The sequence below is a fragment of the Domibacillus enclensis genome, assembly GCF_900156125.1.
Lineage (GTDB): Bacteria > Bacillota > Bacilli > Bacillales > Domibacillaceae > Domibacillus > Domibacillus enclensis.
Genome location: NZ_FTLX01000008.1, coordinates 1 through 18,139, shown reverse-complemented (window position 1 = coordinate 18,139; position 18,139 = coordinate 1). Strand labels below are relative to the sequence as shown.

The window sequence follows — 18,139 nt, the reverse complement described above, 5'->3', positions numbered from 1 at the left end:
GATGTTTTTCATTATTGTATCAGTGAATTCGCCCTAGCCATAGCCCCGTCACTCATATGAATCACACGGTCTGTATAATTCAGCATCTCTTCGTCGTGCGTAACAAGAAGCGTCGCGATTTGAAGCTCACGGGTGAGGTCAAGCAGCAGCTTCATTACATCGCGTGAACGGCTGGAATCGAGGCTTGCGGTCGGCTCATCCGCAAACAGCACCTTTGGCTCGTGAATCACAGCACGGGCGATGGCTGCGCGTTGTTTTTCCCCGCCGGATAAGGACGCGGGGTATGCGTGACGACGGTGTTCCAGTCCGACCAGCTGAAGAAGCCGCGCTGCTTTTTGGGTGCGCTCTGATTTTCCAAGCGTTGATTCAGCAGTGTCGAGCATGAGCAGCAGCTGTTCTTCCACCGTCAGAAATGGAACGAGGTGCGCAGATTGAAACACAAAGCCGAACTGGGTGGCGCGGATGTTCCTTCTTGCCTCAGCAGAGAGGGCTGACATTCTGTTTTCTTCAAATAAAATATCACCGGAGGAAGGGAGCTGAAGACCCGCAGCGATCGTTAACAATGTGCTTTTGCCGGAGCCGGATGTCCCCGTTAATGCGGTGACTTCTCCTTTTTGAAGGGACAGGCTAATGCCTTTTAAAATATCCTCCGACGCGCCTCCGTTTGTAAACTGCTTGCGAATGTTTTTTAGTTCAAGTGTGGTCATGTTAATTCTCTCCTTGCTGAATGGCTTTAAGCGGTTCGGCTTTTTTGATTTGAACACCTGACAGGGAAGCGCCTAAAAACCCGATGATGAAAAAGACGCCGGACAGCCACAGTGTGTTCGCGGCAGATAAATGAAACGGCACCTCCTGCGGGACAAGCTGATTAAACAGCTGACTGGCCAAAATAGAAAGCAGAAGGGCGGTCCCGGTGACGACAGCCATTTGGGTCCATATCATCCGCAGCAGCGTACGGGATGAAACGCCCATTGCTTTTAAAATGCCGTATAAGCCGATTTTCTGCATGTTCATCATGTAGAAGAAGATGCCGAACAGCAGTCCGCTGATGATAACTAAAAACGAGATGATCATTGTCAGAGACAGCTGCTCCGCCTTGTAGCTTTCGATCGTCTGTAAAAACTCGTTTTTCGAAAAAGTCTGGAGTCCGTCCAGTTGTTCTGCTGCAGAATTCATGGAGAATAAAATCTGCCTGTCGTTTGTTTGAAACATGTCTTCGTAGTCAGCCGAATGAATAAAGGCGACCGGTGCATGACTGAATTTACTGTCGTCCACAAAGCCGGCGACGCGCAGTGTGCCCGACAGCCCATTGTTGGTGAGCGAATCGCCTATTTGGATGCCTTCCTTCGCCAGTGAGCGGTCCAAAAGAACATCGCCTTTTTGAACAGCAGGGAAAACAGCGGAAGGGGAAGCCGTTAAAAAAGCGACCCCTTGCTGTTTGCCGTTCGGGTCAAACAGAGAGCCCATTTGAATCGAAAAAGCCGTGCCTTTTTCGCTGCCTTCGTCAATTGTTGACAGCAGATAGTTTTCCTTTGCGTCTTCATTTAAATAAAATTGGCCGTCCGGCATGGCTTGAATCAGCCCGGCGTTATCCTTCGAGAGCCCATTCGCCAATCCGGAAATCATCAGCGTCATAAAGCTGATCAAAAAGACAATCGAGCCTACTATCAAAAACCGTCCCTTATTTCGTTTCATTTCCTTCCATCCAAGATTCATTCCGATCCCTCCATTTGTTTGTCTTCATCCAATATAAAGCACAAATATGAACGGAGAATGAACACATAGCGGTATCGCCGGTATTTTATTTTACCGGCAATACGAAGGGGATACCGGCGTTAGCCAGTCCATTTTAAAAGATCAAATAGAAAAGCCGAACGAGTGCGTGTTCGCATCGTTCGGCTTGATCATTTGCTCGCTTTTTAGCTTTCCAGGCTGTCGTCGTTTTGAACAATATTTTTTCCGTAAAAAATTTCGTCCATTTCGTGCTGCAGCTTGCGGGCGATGTTGTTGATTTCGTCCTGCTCCAAATCTTCCTTCGTATGACCGAACAAATAGTTGTCCAGATCAAACTCGCGCAGCTTGCATTTTGTGTGGAAGATGTTTTCCTGGTAAATGTTCACGTCGATCATGTGATACATTTCTTTAATGTCTTCTGGAATGTAGTTTTGAATCGAGTTAATGTCGTGATCGATAAACAGCTTGTTTCCGTCGATATCGCGTGTAAAGCCGCGTACACGGTAATCCATCGTCATAATATCGGTGTCGAAGGAGTGAATCAAGTAATTCAGCGCTTTCAGCGGTGAAATTTCGCCGCAGGTGGAAACGTCGATATCGGCCCGGAACGTACTGATGCCTTCATTCGGGTGATATTCCGGGTACGTATGAACAGTAATGTGGCTTTTATCGAGCGCCATGACGACTGTGTCCGGAAGAGGGCCTGGTGATTCCTCCAATGATTCCTCGCGGGTTTCGGGATCGACCGGCCCTTCAGATATAAGCATCGTTACACTGGCACCCTGCGGAATATAATCCTGCTTGGCGATATTGAGCACGTGAGCACCGATAATATCGGTCACGTTTTTTAAGATTTCCGTGAGGCGGTCTGCGTTGTACTGCTCATCAATATACGCAATGTATTCCTCACGCTCTTCTTTTGTTTTTGTCCAGCAAATGTCGTACATATTAAAGCTGAGCGATTTCGTCAAGTTGTTGAAATCATGCAGCTGAATGCCTTGGTTTTGTTTAATAACCATTTTTCGCGCTCCTTTGTGTCTGTCATTCCTATCATTATGTTACCCGTCTGGGGCATGAAAAAACAACCTTTAGATCGAATGAATTTCATCGAAAAAAAGAGCGGAGGAGTAATTCCGCTCTTTTACATCCTTTATATGTCTATTTCCCAGCGTTCTTTTTCTGTTTTTTTCAGCTGTTCTTCCGTTTCCTGAGGATGAACGGTGCGGAATTTATGGTGGTCCGCCGGGATAATCTCGATCATCTTTTGGATCATATCTTCTGGATCAAATTGATCGTTCAATGCTTTCTCCTGCTTTTTCATTGCTTCTTTTTTCGTGTAGTAAATGTCAGAATCGAACCATTTCCATTTTTCCTCGGCGCTTCGGTCATTAAAGCCCGTTGCATAGGCGCCTGGGTTAATCGTAGCGACCTGCACGCCGAATTCTTCCATCTCGGCCTTCAGCGTTTGAGCAATGCCCTCAATGGCATGCTTGGTTGCCGTATAAGGGCCGACGTAAGGAGTCGCAGAAATGCCGGCCATGGAGCTCATAAACACAATCTTACCGCGTCCTTTTCGAACAAACTGGTGGGCAGCAAGCTGGACGGTCTCAAGCGTAGCAAATACATTGACTTCAAACAGGGCGCGGAATCGATCCATCGGTACTTCGCCGAGCGGTCCGCCTTCATTGATGGCAGCATTGGCGACAAACACATCAAAATCGTATTCCATTATTTGAGCCACATCGCGTGGATTTGTAATATCTAGCTTGAAAATCTCCATGTCAACGCCTTGCCGTTTCGCTTCTTCCATTAGGTCCGTTTTCTGTGCGGTAATTTCCGTTGTGGCAATCACGCGGTGCCCGGCTTTTGCGAGTCCAATGGCTGCGCCTCGGCCAAGACCGGTTCCTGCACCTGTGATAAAAATGGTTTTGCTCATATGTATGCCTCCTGTCAAAATGACGTGTCCTCTTTGTCGTTCCCGTTTAAACAAAAAATAAACGCCCGCAGAAGGAGCGTTTGGATTGTTACACCGCAGCGGTTTTCTTTTTTTCGTATTCCAGCTCCACCAGCGCCCGTGTAATAAAATCAGCCGTTTTATTCGCCATTTTGTACACGAGGGCAAGCCTCGTTCCCTGGAGCACTTGAAGGGGAAGAAAGCCGCTAACGTTCACGATGCCGGAAATGTGATAGTGGCCAATGGGCGGCAAGTCTTTTTGAACGCCGGCGCCGGGCTTCATCGGTCCAAGATCGAGGACCACTGTTCCGATGTTTTGCGCGGCACCGAGACAGGCGTCAACCGCGATCACGATTGGATTTACGTGTGCGGCCTCAATTGTTTGAACTGTCTCGGCCAGGTTTTTCGCATGGACAGGATGGTCGAGGCAGCCGTAGATGGATACATGTGTATAGGTACGAAGCAAAAAGGACTGCTTTAGTTTTGAGCCAACGAAGGGACCGTAGCTGTCACCGGATGAACGGTCTGTTCCGATACACACGAAGACAACCTCCTGACGGCTCGATAAAATAGGCTTTAATTCATTTTTTAAATGATGAACGAAAAACGGTTCCTCCACACATTTCCGCATCGTTAATCCGCCTCCTTTTTTGTTCTTTATAAAGAACTTAATAAAAGTATATCGTTCTTTATAAAGAATGTCATCTGTTAATTCAGTTGAATGAAAAAAACCTCCTGCTTTTTTTCAGCAAATGACGCATTTTTTGTCGTGATTTGATGAACGATTTTTACAGGGGAAATCTCGTATTCTATCGAAATGATGTTAAAAAGGAGAGTGATTTTTACATGAATACGTGGAAATTAACCTACTGGCAAACGGCCAGGCATTTCGTGACGGGCCGGTTTGTCCATAAATGCGCACGTTGTAAAGTCAAGGGGGAGCCGCTTTTTCAAATTCAGCAGCATCACCGGACGAAAAGCGTCTGCTCCAAATGCGCCGTCTACGGAGAAGCAAGAACGTTTCGAAAGTATGCTTGATTGCCCGTCTCATTCTTCTTGAAAGCAAATGGAAACGATGTCCTTTATGCAATAGGAGCCGCTTCCCACGAGTTCAATTCGTCCGTCTGCCGGATGAAGCGACTTTACCACGCCAGACCCTTGAATGTAAGGTAAGCCAAACGTATTCACTTCGATTGAGACCGGTTTTCTCAAGTGGTATGATTCAAGTACCAATTGATTCATTTCTTCCAATGCCTGTTCATCAAGAAAAAGGGGAGGGGCTTCGTTGCTTGTCTGCTGCAGCTGTTCGTTATGCTCAGACAGCAAAAAGCCCTGCCATTTGATCATGCCGCGGTCCGGATATAATTTTTTCATCACAAACACCCTTTCGGAACATAAGTTCTTTCTCTATACTATTCCCGATCAGAACAAATATTCCTGCAGGTAAATGCAAATGATGTGATTCTTTTTATGGCTTTTTAGTGGATGATTTTTGAAGCTCCCGTAAAAACCCCATCGAAGCGGCAAAAGCAGCAGCTCTCGGCGGAACACCCTGCTTCATTAGTTCGTCTGTTGTTTCCTGTATGCGCTGTCCTGTATTCTGTGCTTTTTGCATCAGTTTCACCTTCCCTTCGTTAACAGATAGGATGCGTTGATCGCCTTTTTTTATGTCAAGAAAAATCCTCCCTTTTCAACCATTTGTTCAATAAGAGAGCGTTTACAATTTTTTAACAATATAATTTTTTCTGTTCCTCTTTACAAAACGTCAAAACGGGCGTATAGTACGTGTTTATCAGGCGATTACGCCGATCTTTATTTTGAACTAATGGAGGGAACAGTGAGGTATGTTGAACAAGTTAATGAGTCAGGTCAAAGGCCGTATTGGCTCACCGCATATCGATTTGTTGCTGGACAAAAATGAATTTACTCCCGGTGAAAAAGTAACCGGTTCTTTTATAATAAAAAGTGGTCTTTTTGAGCAGAAATTAAGCCGTCTTGAATGCGATCTTGTGACAAAAAATGCGTCGGTCAAATCGCCGGCTGCAGATGCCATTATGATTTTTATGTCGGAGCAGATTCCGCCTAATACATCAAAGCGCATTCCGTTTTCATTTCAGCTGCCAGCGCAAATGGAAGGCTCGCGCTACTATTTTGAAACAAAGCTGTGTTTTGGTGACGGCAAGAAGTGCATTGGACACGATGCGATTGATGTGACGAAGCCTGTTTTTTCATAAAAAGACATAACCATTCCTTGTTTGGGTAAACAATCCGCAAAAGGAGTGGATGAAAATGATGAGAAACGTAACAGCCTTTTTGCTGATCGATGATGGCGAAATACCAAACAACCCCGCGCTTCCGGTTCTCGTATACGAAGGTGTCTTTAAGGACAAGCCAGAAGACATAGAGGCGGCTTTTAACCGGAACGGCTGGACGAACAGCTGGGTAAATGGCGTGTTTGATTATCACCATTTTCATACGAATACCCATGAGGTGCTCGGCGTGAGAGCAGGAGAAGCCGTTGTGCTGATTGGTGGTGAACTGGGGAAACGTCTGGAGCTGAAAACCGGGGACGTTCTGGTGCTTCCGGCGGGAACCGGTCATAAGCGCCTTCACCAAAGCCCGGACTTTTCTGTGGTCGGAGCGTATCCGGATGGCAGAAGCCCGAATTTGAAAAAACGTCTTTCGACTGATGTTTCTCAGGAAATCAGTGAAATTAAAGAGGTTCCATTGCCGGAGCAGGACCCTGTATTCGGAACGGATGGACCGCTGGTGGAACAATGGAAAACAGCTGTGGGCTAACAGCTGTTTTTGTTTTGGGGAAAAGCCGTCTTAAAAGGACAATAGCTTGTCTTGATCGTCTAAATACATAAATGTAAGCCCTTTCTATAATAAATGCAGAAACGTTTTTGAAATCGTTTTCGAAAATACTATTTGAAAGAAGGGCTGGAACATGAAGAAAATGACCAAATGGCTTAGTGCATTAATGATGGGAGGTGCTCTCATTCTCGGGGGCTGCAGCGGAGACAGTGGAAGCGAGAAGGTCATCGGTGTATCACTGCAGAATTTCAGTGATGAATTTCGCACATACATTTTGGATGCGATGGAAGAAGAGGAAAAGAAACATCCTGATATTGAATTTGTTTACGCTGATGCCCAAAATGATAGTTCAACGCAAAAAGGAGACATTGAAACCTTTATTGCACGAGGAGTGGATGCCATCATCTTTACACCAGTCGATACGGTTGCGGCTGTTGACATTGTCGATACCGTTAACGCAGCGGACATTCCGTTGATCGTGTTGAACCAGACATTCGACGGAGCAGAAAAGGCTGCGGCTTACGTTGGCTCTGAATCAATTGAATCCGGTATTTTGCAGATGGAGGAAGTGGCGAAATTACTCGGCGGCAAAGGAAATGTCGCGATCATGAACGGAACGACTGGCCATGAAGCGGAGATTAAGCGGACAGAAGGAAATAAGCAGATCATTGAAGAAAATCCAGACATTCAGGTAGTAAAGGAAGGGACAGCGAACTGGGTGCGTCCAGAAGGGCTTGAGCTGATGGAAAATTGGCTTCAAACCGGTGAAAAAATCGATGCGGTTGTGGCAAATAACGATGAAATGGCGCTAGGAGCGATTATGGCACTTGAAGCAGAAGGGAAGCTTGAAAATACAGTGGTCGCAGGCATTGACGCCACACCGGCTGCTCTTGATATGATGAAGGAAGGGAAATTGGACGTAACCGTTTTTCAAGATGCGACCGGCCAGGGCAAGGCAAGCATTGAAACAGCTGTGAAGGCAGCGAACGGTGAAGACGTCGAGGATGCCATTATACCTTACCAGCTGGTTGTACCGGAAAACGTCGACGAATTTATCAAAAAGTATGAATAAAGAAGTTTGACCATCATGAGGGTCCCAGCTGACAGAACAAAATGCTCTGGCAGCCAGGATCGCCGATATATGGTTGTTACCGCTGATATACGGACTCTATCGCTGATATGTTGATGATATCGGCGATAGACAAGCGCATATCAGCGGTTTTTTAGTTTTATCAGCGATAGCCAGGTACATATTAGCAGGATGGCTCTTTTTTAGGCAATCGCTGCTGCCTACAATGTCCTGAAAGTGCAAAGAAAAGACCTTATATTATAAAGACATCTTCGTTCTGCCCGCTTATAATGAGGAGCATAACCAGTGATAAAACTTGAATGATTGACAAGAATGATAGCGATTTCAACGTTGATAGGTCACTAGCAATCATTTAGAGAAGGAAAACAAGCACTGATAGCACAAAAGGGCTTTTACTCAACAGGCAGCTTTGTGAAAAAGGAAGATATTCTTATAAGATTGTCCTGAAAGTACAGGGATGACACACAATACTAAACCGTGTTCATAGAGCACATAGGAGGAACGAAAACATGATGAAAACAGGATTGGTCACAGATATTTTAGGAAATATGTCGTTTGAAGAGATGCTGGATACATGTGTTGAGCTGGGTATCGAATCAGTAGAGCTTGGCTGCGGGAATTGGTCGAAGGCACCTCATCTTCAATTGGACGATCTGTTAGAAAGCGCTATCAAGCGTCGTGAATTTATGGTTGCATTGGAGAAGCGAGGCCTTTCGATCGCGGCGCTGAACTGCTCGGGCAATCAGCTAAATCCATCAGTGGAAGGAGCGCTTCATAAAGAAGGCGTAGAAAAAACATTCCAGCTTGCCGGGCTGCTCGGTGTTGAAACGGTTGTCATGATGTCCGGCTGTCCGGGAGGCGGCCCGCAGGATCAGACGCCAAACTGGCTGACACATCCTATCTTGCCTCAGCACTTTGAGATGCTGGACTGGCAGTGGAATGATGTCGCACTTCCATATTGGGAACAAGCGGTCAAGTCCGCAAAAGAAAACGGTGTTCAGAAAATTGCGGTTGAAAACCTTGGCTACAATCTTGTTCATAACGCGGAGACGCTGCTAAAGCTTCGCAACGAAGTCGGGCCAATGGTTGGCATGAACCTTGACCCGAGTCATTTATTCTGGATGGGCGGGGATCCGATTGCGGCAGCACGCGAGCTGGGCGACGCGATTTACCATGTTCATGCAAAGGATGTTCGTCTTGAGCGGGGAATTGTAGATGCACAGGGGCTGATTGATGTGAAGCCGATGGAAAGCTTTGCTTCCCGTTCGTGGAATTATGTGGCACTCGGATATGGGCACGATACAGCCTGGTGGAAGGAATTTTTCACGGTTGTCAAAATGACCGGCTATGAAGGACCGGTTGTACTTGAAATGGAAGATTTGACGATGGAGCCGCTGACAGGCGTGAAAAAATCGATGGAGATGCTGAAGGACACACTGCCGAGAGATTTTGCAGCAAAGGATCCGGTAGTCGCCAGATAATCCAAGCACATTCTGTGAAAAAGGAGGCGGCTACGATGAATTTAAATACGGCTGTCCGGTCACTGCAGCGTGGTGCGCACGTATGCACCGGACAGGATCTTTCGATACGCGTTCACTACTGGGGAGCGCACCGCAAGCATGCGGATACACCCGTTCATAAGCATTCTTTTTTCGAGATTTGCTACGTGGCGGACGGCAAAGGAACCTATATGGAAAACGGACAGGAGTACCGATTGGAAAAAGGCACCTTCTTTTGCTCGCGTCCGAATCAGCTTCACAAAATCGATGAAGGCGATAACCTGCATCTTTTGTGGGTGGCGTTTGAGGTGGAGAAAGAGCACACATCCAAGGAGTACCGGCACTTGTTTGATCAGCTCGCTCAAGAAAAAAATGTGTATAGAACAGATGCTTCAAACGAGCCGGCCGCCCTTTTATGGCTGACACTGTTCATGCATGCGGAGCAGCAGGCGTCATCAAGTGTACTTGCCACGATGGGGGCTGCCCTGCTACTTTCGCTTCAATCGCTGTTTTGCGGCGTAGGCGACAGCCAGAAACCGAAGCCGATGTATGACAACAAGGAGCAAATTGTTGAAAAAGCGCAGCGGTTTATTCAAGACAACCTGGCACAGCCGCTTTCGCTTGAAGAAGTGGCGAACTTTTTTCATATTTCGCCTCGTCATTTATCGCGGTTATTCAGTGAAACAACCGGTATTTCCTATACGTCCTATGTGCGGCAGGAACGAGTGAGAGAAGCATCGAAAAAGATTCGGTCGACAAGCCGCTCCATTACATCGATTGCGTACGAGTGCGGATTTACATCGGTTCATTATTTTTGCCGGGTGTTTATGCAGGAAACGAGCATTACCCCGGCAGAGTACAGGCGAAGAAATCAAGTGTAAACGGATCATCTTAAAAACAGAGAGGAGCTTTTATTATGTTGAATGGTGAAAAAAAGATTGCAAGACCGCTGCGCTGGGGAATGGTTGGAGGAGGACGTTTGGGTCAAGTCGGCTACAAGCATCGGATTGGTGCGCTGCGTGACAATACCGCATTCACGCTCGTGGCCGGCGCGTTTGATATCGATCCGGAGCGCGGCAAAGACTTCGGTGTGAATCTAGGTGTAGACGAAAGCCGCTGCTACGAAAACTATCAAACGATGTTTGCACAGGAAGCAGAAAAAGAGGATGGGCTTGAAGTCGTTTCTATTGCCACGCCAAACGGCACACATTATGAAATTACAAAAGCGGCGCTTGAAGCCGGCCTGCATGTGATCTGCGAAAAGCCGCTGTTCTTTACATCAGCGGAAGGCGAGGAGATCAAGGCGCTTGCGGAGGAAAAAGGCAAAATTGTTGGTGTCACCTACGGGTTTTCCGGCAACCAGCTGCTGCTTCAAATGCGCGCGATGATTGAGCAGGGCAAAATCGGTGATATTCGGGTAGTGGAGCTGCAGTATACACACGGCTTCAGCTCGACGGAAGACGCCGATAAATTCAACGATGCTCAGAAATGGCGGGTTGATCCGAAAATTGCCGGTCCGACCTTTGTGCTCGGAGACTTGTCGACCCATACGTATTACATGTCAAAGCTGATCATGCCGGATATGAAAATTGAAAAGCTGCTTTGCGACCGCCAGAGCTTTATCAGCAGCCGGGCGCCGCTAGAAGACAATGCTTTTGTGATGATGCATTACGAAAATGGCGCCGTCGGCCGGTTGTGGACTTCTTCTGTAAATGCGGGCTGCATGGACGGACACCGCATCCGCATTGTCGGATCGAAGGCAAGTCTTGAATGGTGGGACAGTAAGCCGAGCGAGCTGCGCTATGAAGTACAGGGCGAGCCGGTTCAAACGTTGATTCGCGCAATGCCGTATTTAGACGAGCAATGCAACGCAGACGAGAGGCTCGGTGCGCTGCACATGGAAGGCTTATCAGATGCCTGGTCGAACATTTATCTGAAATTCGCCGTCGCAATAGACGCGAAAAACCGTGGTGACGAAGAAACACTTCACAGCCTCGTGTATCCGGACATCGATGCAGGCATCGACGGCATCCGCTGGCTCGAAAATTGTGTGCGCTCCGCTGAAAACGGCTCGGCGTGGGTGGACTTCTCTGACCAGCCGGTGGGAAGCGCGAAGTAAGAAAGGAGAAGGTGGCTCTGTGTGCCACCTTCTTTTTCAAAAAGCAGAGAGGAGAGGATAGACATGCGAAAGGTGCGCTGGGGCGTATTAAGTACAGCACAAATTGCCCGTGAGTTTTTGCTTCCTGCACTTGCTCGAGCTGAAAACGCAGAAATTGGAGCCATCGCAAGTGCGAATCCTGCTGTCGACCAGATTGCCGAAAAGTTTGGGATCCCGACGATTCACAGATCATACGAGGAGCTGCTGGAGGACGACCAGATTGACGTGGTATACATTCCACTGCCAAACGCACTTCATGCTGAATGGGTGAAGAAAGCCGCTAAAAAAGGCAAGCATGTTTTATGCGAAAAGCCCGCTGCGCTAACGGCTAAAGAAGCAAAGGAGATGCTCACGGTTTGCATAAAAAACAATGTGCTATTTCTCGAAGGCTTCATGTATCGGTTTCATCCTCAGCATCAACGAGTTCGAGAAATAATCGAATCCGGAGAAATCGGGGAAGTGAAGGCGATGCGGGTCAGCTTATCGTTTACGCTAGATGATCAAGCTGACAACATTCGGACGAATCCAGCGCTTGGCGGCGGCAGCTTGTATGACGTCGGCTGCTATTGTATTCATGCGATTCGCAACCTGACTCGGTCAGAGCCGATGAGAGTGGCCGCTTCACGAAGCATGCACCCCGTTCACAAGGTGGATTCAACAATGACCGGAATGATGGAAATGGAAAACGGCGTGACCGCTTTGTTCGATGCGGCCATGGACCGGATGAAAACAGACAAATATGAACTCATTGGCACGAATGGAATGATCGAGGTGGAAAGGGCGTTTACCCCGCATTTGTTTGCTGGCGAAGGCGTCATAACGGTCACAAACGAAAAAGGAGAAAAGCGAAACGAGTCTTTGACTGACGATCAATATAAGCTGGAAGCAGAATGGATGTCAGCGCGTATTTTGTCTAACGCACCTTCTGCAGATCTGATGGAAGATGCTCTTAATAACTTGATTGTCATGGACGCATGCCGGCAGTCAGCGAAAGGCGGCACATTCGTTTCTGTAAGTCCTGAAAAACCCATTTCGGAAAAAAGATAAAAAAAAGATTGCTCTTTCCTGAAGGATGAATTATTATCTAGTTAAGCCCTTACAAAATAGAATTTTCTGATAAGTTAAGCTTGGTTTTCGAGTGAAATGTATAGAATCAAGCGTTTTTTACAGTGGGTTTCTTTTATAAGGGGAAAATGATAACGATTTCATAATGGACAAGTAGAATCATTGCCAATCTGACTTAAATCCGTGTTGGCAGGCTTCTTCAATGAGATCTCTATCTTTTTTAGATAATAATAGTGAAAACGATTTCAGTTTTTCGCCTCTATTTTGCACAGCTTCTTTGCCGTGCAAATAAACGAAGTGAATTTATTGAAATCGATTTCATCTTTATTATAAACATTCACTCAGGGGGGATTCATCGTGAAAAAGAAAGTATTGGGGTTCATGGTTATGATGCTCGTGTTAACATCGGCACTTGCAGGCTGTGGAGATGGTGGAAGTGCAGATGGAGAAGAAAAATTGAAGATCGGTGTCGCGCTGCCGGATTTTGACGATAAATGGCTCAGCTACTTACAGGATGGCATGACGACGTATGAAGAAGAAGCAGGCAATATTGAAGGAATTTATGTTGATGCGATGAACGACGCGGCCAAGCAAATGTCTCAGGTGGAAACATTCATTTCACAAGGTGTAGACGCGATTGCGATCGTCCCGGTTGATACAGAATCTGTGGGAACAATTGTCGACATGGCGAATGGAGCAGACATTCCGATTGTTGTTGTGAACCGTGTATACGAGGGGATTGAAGATGCAACCGCTTACGTAGGCGGCAACTCTATTGATTCAGGCATTATTCAAATGGAGGAAGTCGCAAAGCTGTTAGGCGGGAAAGGCAATATCGCGATCATGAACGGCACACCGGGACATGAGGCTGAAATTAAGCGGACAGAAGGAAATAAGCAAGTGATCGAAGAAAATCCGGACATGCAGGTTGTATTAGAGAAAAATGCAGACTTTGACCGTGCAAAGGGAATGACCTTAATGGAAAACTGGCTTCAATCCGGTGACCAGATCGACGCAGTCGTCGCCAATAATGACGAAATGGCGATCGGTGCGATTATGGCACTTGAAGCAGCAGGCAAACTGGATGGCGTTGTTGTAGCGGGAATCGATGGCACGCCGGATGCGCTTGAATATGTTGAGTCAGGAAAGCTGCAGGTATCTGTTTTTCAGGATGCGGCTGGACAAGGATCTAAAGGGCTTGAAGTAGCTGCAAAAGCTGCCCAGGGTGAAGAAGTAGAAAAAATGAACTTTATCGATTTTGAACTCATTACACCAGATAACGTTCAAACGTATGTAGAAAAATGGCAATAAGCGTGAGGCGGCTGTATGCCGCCTCCTCTTTTCAAAAAATAACTCTTGAGGTGAACAGATGACTTCTCCGTATATCTTGCAAATGTCGGACATTTCCAAAAGCTTTCCGGGTGTTAAAGCGCTGCAAAACGTCAAGCTGGACGTGAAAAAAGGTGAGGTTCATGCGTTGATGGGTGAAAACGGGGCAGGCAAATCCACGTTGATGAAAATATTGATTGGCATTTATACAGCAGATACCGGCTCCGTTGTGTTTGATGGGGAAAAATTAAGCATCAGTAATGTCAGCGAAGCGCTGGATAAAGGCATCTCCATGATCCACCAGGAGTTGAATCCCGTGCCCGAGATGACAGTGGCTGAAAATATTTTTCTTGGCCGAGAACCGACCTATGGAAAAACAGGGATCGTAAACCAGAAACAGCTTATCCGCAACACAAAAGAGCTATTTGAACGTCTTAATATTACAACGATCAATCCGAAAGCAAAAATGATTGATCTGACGGTCGCAAAAATGCAGCTGGTCGAAATCGCGAAAGCTGTTTCGTTTGACTCGAAGCTCATTATTATGGATGAACCTACATCCGCCATTACGGACAAAGAGGTTGCGCACTTATTTGATATTATCCGTTCTCTTCAGAAAAAGGATGTCGGCATTATTTATATTACGCACAAGATGGAGGAGCTCAAGCAAATTGCAAATACATTGACCGTTTTTCGTGATGGACAGTATGTCGGAACGGATTCAATTGATAATATGTCGCGTGAACGGCTCATTGAAATGATGGTGGGGCGCGAACTTTCCCATGCGTTTGATAAAGAGCACGCAGCCCGTCATGAGGTAGCGCTGGAAGTGAAAAATTTAACAAAAGAAGGCAAGTTTTACGATGTAAACTTTCACGTGCGAAAAGGCGAGGTTCTTGGTATCGCAGGACTTATGGGCTCCGGCCGCAGCGAAATTCTGGAAACGATTTTCGGCGTGATGCAGGCGGACGCAGGGGACATCGAAGTGAACGGCCAGAAGAAAAAAATGCGGACACCAAAGGACGCCATCAACGCGGGAATTGGCTTGCTGACAGAAGACCGCAAGCTGACAGGGTGCTTTTTGCCGCTCAGTGTCCGGGATAATATGATTATGGTTAATATTAACAAATACACAAAAAACGGCATTATTAATCAAAAAAGAATTGAAGACGACTGTGAAGATCAAAAGAAGAAAATGAATATTAAAACACCGAATATGGATCAGCTGATCAGCAACTTAAGCGGAGGAAACCAGCAAAAGGTTTTGATCGGCCGCTGGCTGCTGCATAACCCAGATATATTGTTTTTGGATGAACCGACAAGAGGCATTGATATCGGCGCCAAAAGTGAAATTTACAACTTAATTTTCGAACTTGCTAAACAAGGAAAAGCGATCATTATTGTTTCATCGGAAATGCCTGAGGTGATCGGGCTCAGTGATCGAATTGTCGTCATGAGCGAAGGGTACCAGACAGGGGAGCTTGACCGGAGTGACGCCACACAAGAAGCCATTATGGAGCTTGCAACGCGCGGCGAATTGATCAAACGGAAAACATCTTAAACAGGTGGAGGGAGAAAAAATGAGCAATCTATCGACTGTCACAAATAATACATCTGATGCGGGGCTTCACAAGGAATCGAAGGCTGCAGTCCTGTTCAAAAAATACGGTATGCTGATCATTTTAATTGCACTCATTGCTCTTATGACAGCGCTTGAGCCGAACTTTATCAATTCGAATAATATTATTAATATCGTCAGGCAAATGGCGGTCATCGGCATTGTGGCAATCGGTGTAACGTTCGTTATTATTACAAGCGGGATTGATTTGTCATCCGGGTCGGTTATTGCATTAACGTCTGTTATCGTCGCCACTTTCGCTCAAGAAGGAACATATCCGTTAATTGTTGCTGTTCTGGCAGCAGTGGCGGTGGGTGCAGCAACAGGCGTTTTTAACGGATTTTTAATTGCCAAGGGGAATATTGCGCCCTTTATCGTAACACTCGGCATGATGACGGCTGCACGCGGCCTGGCCCTTTTGTTCAGCGGAGGCCGGCCGATCGGGGGATTGTCTGATTCCTTTCAGTTTCTTGGCCAGGGAATGATTTTAGGCATTCCGGTTCCGATTATTATTTTCGCGATTATTGGAATTGTGTCTTACGTCTTGTTAAATAAAACGAAATTCGGTAAATATGTCTACGCTATTGGAGGCAATGAGCAGGCTGCGATGATCGCGGGGGTCAATGTCACAAAGGTGAAAATCCTTGTTTACTCCTATGCCGGTCTGTTATCAGGTCTTGCGGGGATGATCTTGACGGCACGTATTGCCTCGGGACAGCCGACAGCGGGAACGATGTATGAGCTTGATGCCATTGCCGCTGCTGTTATTGGCGGAACAAGCCTCACAGGCGGCATCGGCACAATCGGCGGGACCGTCATCGGTGCCTTGATTATCGGGGTCATGAACAACGGCCTTGATTTGATGAACGTTTCTTCCTATTGGCAGCAAATATTAAAGGGTGTCATTATTACCGTCGCGGTTTATATTGATGCGCGCAAGCATAAGAAAAAGTAAAAAGAAGCACATGGAAAAGCCGAGCGACGCAGCAGTCGCTCGGCTTTTTCGTCATTATGGATTAGTTGACCAAAGACCCGCTGACTTAATAAAAGTGCGGCTGTTTAATTTCAACTGTGCCACCACAAATTCAGCAATGTCCTCCGGCTGCATCACGCTGTCCGGGTTGCCGTCTGTTAAGTTGTTTTCAACAGCCAGGTCGGTTGCTACTGTGCTCGGCGTCAACGCACTGACGCGAATGTTATGCTTGCGTACTTCAAGCGCCAGAGATTCCGTCAGCCCAAGGAGGCCAAATTTAGAGGCGCTGTAAGCACTCGTCACAGGGGCTCCTTTTTGGCCAGCAGTAGAAGAAATGTTAATGATGTCCCCTGATTGCTGCTCGATCAAACCAGGCAAAACCGCCCGTGTTACGTTGTACGCACCGATCAGGTTGACGTCGATTATTTTTTTCCATTCATCGGGCTCCAGCTCAAGAAAGCCGCCGAATTTGGCAATACCTGCGTTGTTGATTAAAATATCCACTCCGCCGAGTGCTGCTTTTACTTTTTCAACGGCTGCGGTAACGTTCTCCAGATCGGACACATCAGCTGCAGCAAAAGCTGTTTTGATTTCTGTTTTCGCTGGCAATAAGACTGGGCGGCCGCACATATCTCGTGTGGCGACCTCGGGATTGATGGCTAAATCCTCTGCAACAGCCTGAACGTGCTCCTCCGTCCGGCCAATCAATCCGATGTGTACACCTTCTGCTGCAAGTGCTTCAGCGATCGCCCGTCCGATGCCGCGTCCGCCGCCCGTAATAATCGCTTTTTTTCCTTTGAGTGACTGTGCCATAGTGATTCCTCCAATGTGAACATTTTCTTCATTTATCATAGCAGTCCTGCATACAGACAACAACGGATTTGCACGAGAGAAAAAGAATCTCCATTTACATTTTCGAACGTTGGGGGAGTGTATATAGGGAAGCGCAAAAACGAGTAAAAGACTTATGTTCTGAATATTTTCTTAATTACAAAAAAAGTGTTTACAAAATGCTCTTTGTCATTTAGAATCTAATTATAAAGTTTCATACCGATTTTTTATATCAAACACTGAAATCGATTTCAGTCAGCGCTTTCAAAGGTTATTCAGCGGAATCGCTTTTTTTACCCCTATTACTGAAATCGATTTCAGTAATAGATTCTCAGCTCTTCTATTTATAGACTGTGTACCTTTGTTTTTATCTACACTCTTTTTGAAATGGTTTTGAAAACGATTGCAGTTAAAATCTAAAATAAGAAAAAGAAATTTAGGGAGGAACGAACAGATGACAATTGTGAATTCAGAAGTAAAAACATTGCAGAACTATATAAATGGGGAATGGGTCGACTCGATTTCCGGTAAATTCGAAACGGTCGTCAACCCGGCAACCGGCGAAGAGATCGCACAGGTGCCATTGTCGTCAAAAGAGGATGTTCAACGGGCAGTTGAAGCAGCAGAGAAAGCGTTTCAATCCTGGTCGCAGACAGCGGTGCCAAAGCGCGCCCGCATCCTGTTCAAGTACCAGCAGCTGCTCGTCGACAACTGGGAAGAACTCGCGAAGCTGATCACGATTGAAAACGGCAAAAGCCTGTCGGAAGCGATGGGCGAAGTGCAGCGCGGCATCGAGTGTGTGGAATTCGCCGCCGGTGCGCCAACCCTCATGATGGGCAGCCAGCTTCCGGATATTGCCACGAACATTGAGTCCGGCATGTACCGCTACCCGGTTGGCGTTGTCGGCGGCATCACGCCGTTCAACTTCCCGATGATGGTGCCATGCTGGATGTACCCGCTGGCGATTGCGTGCGGCAATACATTTGTTTTGAAGCCATCCGAGCGTACACCGTTGCTCGCGGCAAAATTGGTCGACTTGTTTAAAGAAGCCGGTCTTCCTGACGGCGTGCT

General features: G+C 46.7%; 20 protein-coding genes. 12 read left to right on the top strand and 8 right to left on the bottom strand.

Going from position 1 to position 18,139, the window contains the following annotated elements; genetic code table 11:
• Window positions 1-11 precede the first annotated feature (11 nt).
• The 5 genes from BW952_RS15195 to yyaC all read right to left on the bottom strand — a co-directional run bounded on the left by BW952_RS15195 (window position 12) and on the right by yyaC (window position 4,319).
• Entirely contained in the window at window positions 12-707 is a 696-nt protein-coding gene (locus tag BW952_RS15195; RefSeq protein ID WP_045850666.1) for an ABC transporter ATP-binding protein, read from the bottom strand.
• Between the two features lies 1 nt (window position 708).
• Window positions 709-1,716: an ABC transporter permease gene (locus BW952_RS15190; RefSeq protein WP_045850667.1), complete on the bottom strand. Its 1,008-nt coding sequence runs from the start codon at window positions 1,714-1,716 to the stop codon at window positions 709-711.
• Between the two features lie 203 nt (window positions 1,717-1,919).
• On the bottom strand, window positions 1,920-2,753 hold the full coding sequence (gene speD, locus BW952_RS15185) for an adenosylmethionine decarboxylase (RefSeq protein WP_045850668.1): 834 nt from the start codon (window positions 2,751-2,753) through the stop codon (window positions 1,920-1,922).
• Window positions 2,754-2,884: 131 nt separating this feature from the next.
• Window positions 2,885-3,670 carry an SDR family oxidoreductase gene (locus BW952_RS15180; protein WP_045850669.1) on the bottom strand — a complete coding sequence of 262 codons (786 nt, stop codon included), beginning with the start codon at window positions 3,668-3,670 and terminating at the stop codon, window positions 2,885-2,887.
• Window positions 3,671-3,758: 88 nt separating this feature from the next.
• On the bottom strand, window positions 3,759-4,319 hold the full coding sequence (gene yyaC, locus BW952_RS15175) for a spore protease YyaC (RefSeq protein WP_045850670.1): 561 nt from the start codon (window positions 4,317-4,319) through the stop codon (window positions 3,759-3,761).
• A 215-nt stretch (window positions 4,320-4,534) separates the two neighbouring features.
• On the opposite strand from yyaC, the gene BW952_RS15170 reads away from it, so the two are divergent.
• Window positions 4,535-4,726 carry a hypothetical protein gene (locus BW952_RS15170; RefSeq protein ID WP_045850671.1) on the top strand — a complete coding sequence of 64 codons (192 nt, stop codon included), beginning with the start codon at window positions 4,535-4,537 and terminating at the stop codon, window positions 4,724-4,726.
• Window positions 4,727-4,735: 9 nt separating this feature from the next.
• Here the strand turns inward: BW952_RS15170 and BW952_RS15165 are convergent, their stop codons facing one another.
• Entirely contained in the window at window positions 4,736-5,062 is a 327-nt protein-coding gene (locus BW952_RS15165) for a YolD-like family protein (protein ID WP_045850672.1), read from the bottom strand.
• Between the two features lie 94 nt (window positions 5,063-5,156).
• On the bottom strand, window positions 5,157-5,303 hold the full coding sequence (locus BW952_RS19515; protein WP_169714112.1) for a hypothetical protein: 147 nt from the start codon (window positions 5,301-5,303) through the stop codon (window positions 5,157-5,159).
• Between the two features lie 229 nt (window positions 5,304-5,532).
• Between BW952_RS19515 and BW952_RS15160 the strand changes: the two genes are divergently transcribed.
• The 10 genes from BW952_RS15160 to BW952_RS15115 all read left to right on the top strand — a co-directional run bounded on the left by BW952_RS15160 (window position 5,533) and on the right by BW952_RS15115 (window position 16,219).
• Window positions 5,533-5,922, top strand: coding sequence for a sporulation protein (locus BW952_RS15160; protein WP_045850673.1), 390 nt, complete (start codon window positions 5,533-5,535; stop codon window positions 5,920-5,922).
• Between the two features lie 55 nt (window positions 5,923-5,977).
• Window positions 5,978-6,487: a cupin domain-containing protein gene (locus BW952_RS15155; RefSeq protein WP_045850674.1), complete on the top strand. Its 510-nt coding sequence runs from the start codon at window positions 5,978-5,980 to the stop codon at window positions 6,485-6,487.
• A 151-nt stretch (window positions 6,488-6,638) separates the two neighbouring features.
• Complete coding sequence (locus tag BW952_RS15150; RefSeq protein ID WP_045850675.1) at window positions 6,639-7,577, top strand: sugar ABC transporter substrate-binding protein; 939 nt, start codon at window positions 6,639-6,641, stop codon at window positions 7,575-7,577.
• A gap of 530 nt (window positions 7,578-8,107) precedes the next feature.
• Window positions 8,108-9,076, top strand: a complete 969-nt coding sequence (locus BW952_RS15145) for a sugar phosphate isomerase/epimerase family protein (protein WP_045850687.1) — start codon at window positions 8,108-8,110, stop codon at window positions 9,074-9,076.
• Window positions 9,077-9,111: 35 nt separating this feature from the next.
• Window positions 9,112-9,975, top strand: coding sequence for an AraC family transcriptional regulator (locus BW952_RS15140; protein ID WP_045850676.1), 864 nt, complete (start codon window positions 9,112-9,114; stop codon window positions 9,973-9,975).
• Window positions 9,976-10,007: 32 nt separating this feature from the next.
• On the top strand, window positions 10,008-11,213 hold the full coding sequence (locus BW952_RS15135; RefSeq protein WP_094031994.1) for a Gfo/Idh/MocA family protein: 1,206 nt from the start codon (window positions 10,008-10,010) through the stop codon (window positions 11,211-11,213).
• Between the two features lie 63 nt (window positions 11,214-11,276).
• Complete coding sequence (locus BW952_RS15130) at window positions 11,277-12,299, top strand: Gfo/Idh/MocA family protein (RefSeq protein ID WP_045850678.1); 1,023 nt, start codon at window positions 11,277-11,279, stop codon at window positions 12,297-12,299.
• A gap of 375 nt (window positions 12,300-12,674) precedes the next feature.
• On the top strand, window positions 12,675-13,628 hold the full coding sequence (locus tag BW952_RS15125; protein WP_231581371.1) for a sugar ABC transporter substrate-binding protein: 954 nt from the start codon (window positions 12,675-12,677) through the stop codon (window positions 13,626-13,628).
• Window positions 13,629-13,686: 58 nt separating this feature from the next.
• The gene (locus BW952_RS15120) at window positions 13,687-15,207 is read left to right on the top strand and encodes a sugar ABC transporter ATP-binding protein (protein WP_045850679.1); all 1,521 of its coding nucleotides are present in this window, start codon (window positions 13,687-13,689) and stop codon (window positions 15,205-15,207) included.
• A gap of 19 nt (window positions 15,208-15,226) precedes the next feature.
• On the top strand, window positions 15,227-16,219 hold the full coding sequence (locus tag BW952_RS15115; protein WP_045850680.1) for an ABC transporter permease: 993 nt from the start codon (window positions 15,227-15,229) through the stop codon (window positions 16,217-16,219).
• Window positions 16,220-16,273: 54 nt separating this feature from the next.
• Here the strand turns inward: BW952_RS15115 and BW952_RS15110 are convergent, their stop codons facing one another.
• Window positions 16,274-17,050 (bottom strand): 3-ketoacyl-ACP reductase, encoded by a 777-nt coding sequence (locus tag BW952_RS15110; protein WP_045850681.1) that lies wholly within the window; start codon window positions 17,048-17,050, stop codon window positions 16,274-16,276.
• 472 nt (window positions 17,051-17,522) lie between these two features.
• Between BW952_RS15110 and BW952_RS15105 the strand changes: the two genes are divergently transcribed.
• Window positions 17,523-18,139 (top strand): aldehyde dehydrogenase family protein (locus tag BW952_RS15105; protein ID WP_139325451.1); only part of this gene is annotated, 617 nt, incomplete at its 3' end.

Coding starts and splice junctions, on each gene's coding strand:
- BW952_RS15190 (WP_045850667.1), bottom strand. CDS start 1,716: ATGAATCTTGGATGGAAGGAAATGAAACGAAATAAGGGACGGTTTTTG.
- BW952_RS15170 (WP_045850671.1), top strand. CDS start 4,535: ATGAATACGTGGAAATTAACCTACTGGCAAACGGCCAGGCATTTCGTG.
- speD (WP_045850668.1), bottom strand. CDS start 2,753: ATGGTTATTAAACAAAACCAAGGCATTCAGCTGCATGATTTCAACAAC.
- BW952_RS15180 (WP_045850669.1), bottom strand. CDS start 3,670: ATGAGCAAAACCATTTTTATCACAGGTGCAGGAACCGGTCTTGGCCGA.
- BW952_RS19515 (WP_169714112.1), bottom strand. CDS start 5,303: ATGCAAAAAGCACAGAATACAGGACAGCGCATACAGGAAACAACAGAC.
- BW952_RS15165 (WP_045850672.1), bottom strand. CDS start 5,062: ATGAAAAAATTATATCCGGACCGCGGCATGATCAAATGGCAGGGCTTT.
- BW952_RS15115 (WP_045850680.1), top strand. CDS start 15,227: ATGAGCAATCTATCGACTGTCACAAATAATACATCTGATGCGGGGCTT.
- BW952_RS15145 (WP_045850687.1), top strand. CDS start 8,108: ATGAAAACAGGATTGGTCACAGATATTTTAGGAAATATGTCGTTTGAA.
- BW952_RS15140 (WP_045850676.1), top strand. CDS start 9,112: ATGAATTTAAATACGGCTGTCCGGTCACTGCAGCGTGGTGCGCACGTA.
- BW952_RS15160 (WP_045850673.1), top strand. CDS start 5,533: ATGTTGAACAAGTTAATGAGTCAGGTCAAAGGCCGTATTGGCTCACCG.
- BW952_RS15110 (WP_045850681.1), bottom strand. CDS start 17,050: ATGGCACAGTCACTCAAAGGAAAAAAAGCGATTATTACGGGCGGCGGA.
- yyaC (WP_045850670.1), bottom strand. CDS start 4,319: ATGCGGAAATGTGTGGAGGAACCGTTTTTCGTTCATCATTTAAAAAAT.
- BW952_RS15120 (WP_045850679.1), top strand. CDS start 13,687: ATGACTTCTCCGTATATCTTGCAAATGTCGGACATTTCCAAAAGCTTT.
- BW952_RS15155 (WP_045850674.1), top strand. CDS start 5,978: ATGATGAGAAACGTAACAGCCTTTTTGCTGATCGATGATGGCGAAATA.
- BW952_RS15195 (WP_045850666.1), bottom strand. CDS start 707: ATGACCACACTTGAACTAAAAAACATTCGCAAGCAGTTTACAAACGGA.
- BW952_RS15150 (WP_045850675.1), top strand. CDS start 6,639: ATGAAGAAAATGACCAAATGGCTTAGTGCATTAATGATGGGAGGTGCT.
- BW952_RS15130 (WP_045850678.1), top strand. CDS start 11,277: ATGCGAAAGGTGCGCTGGGGCGTATTAAGTACAGCACAAATTGCCCGT.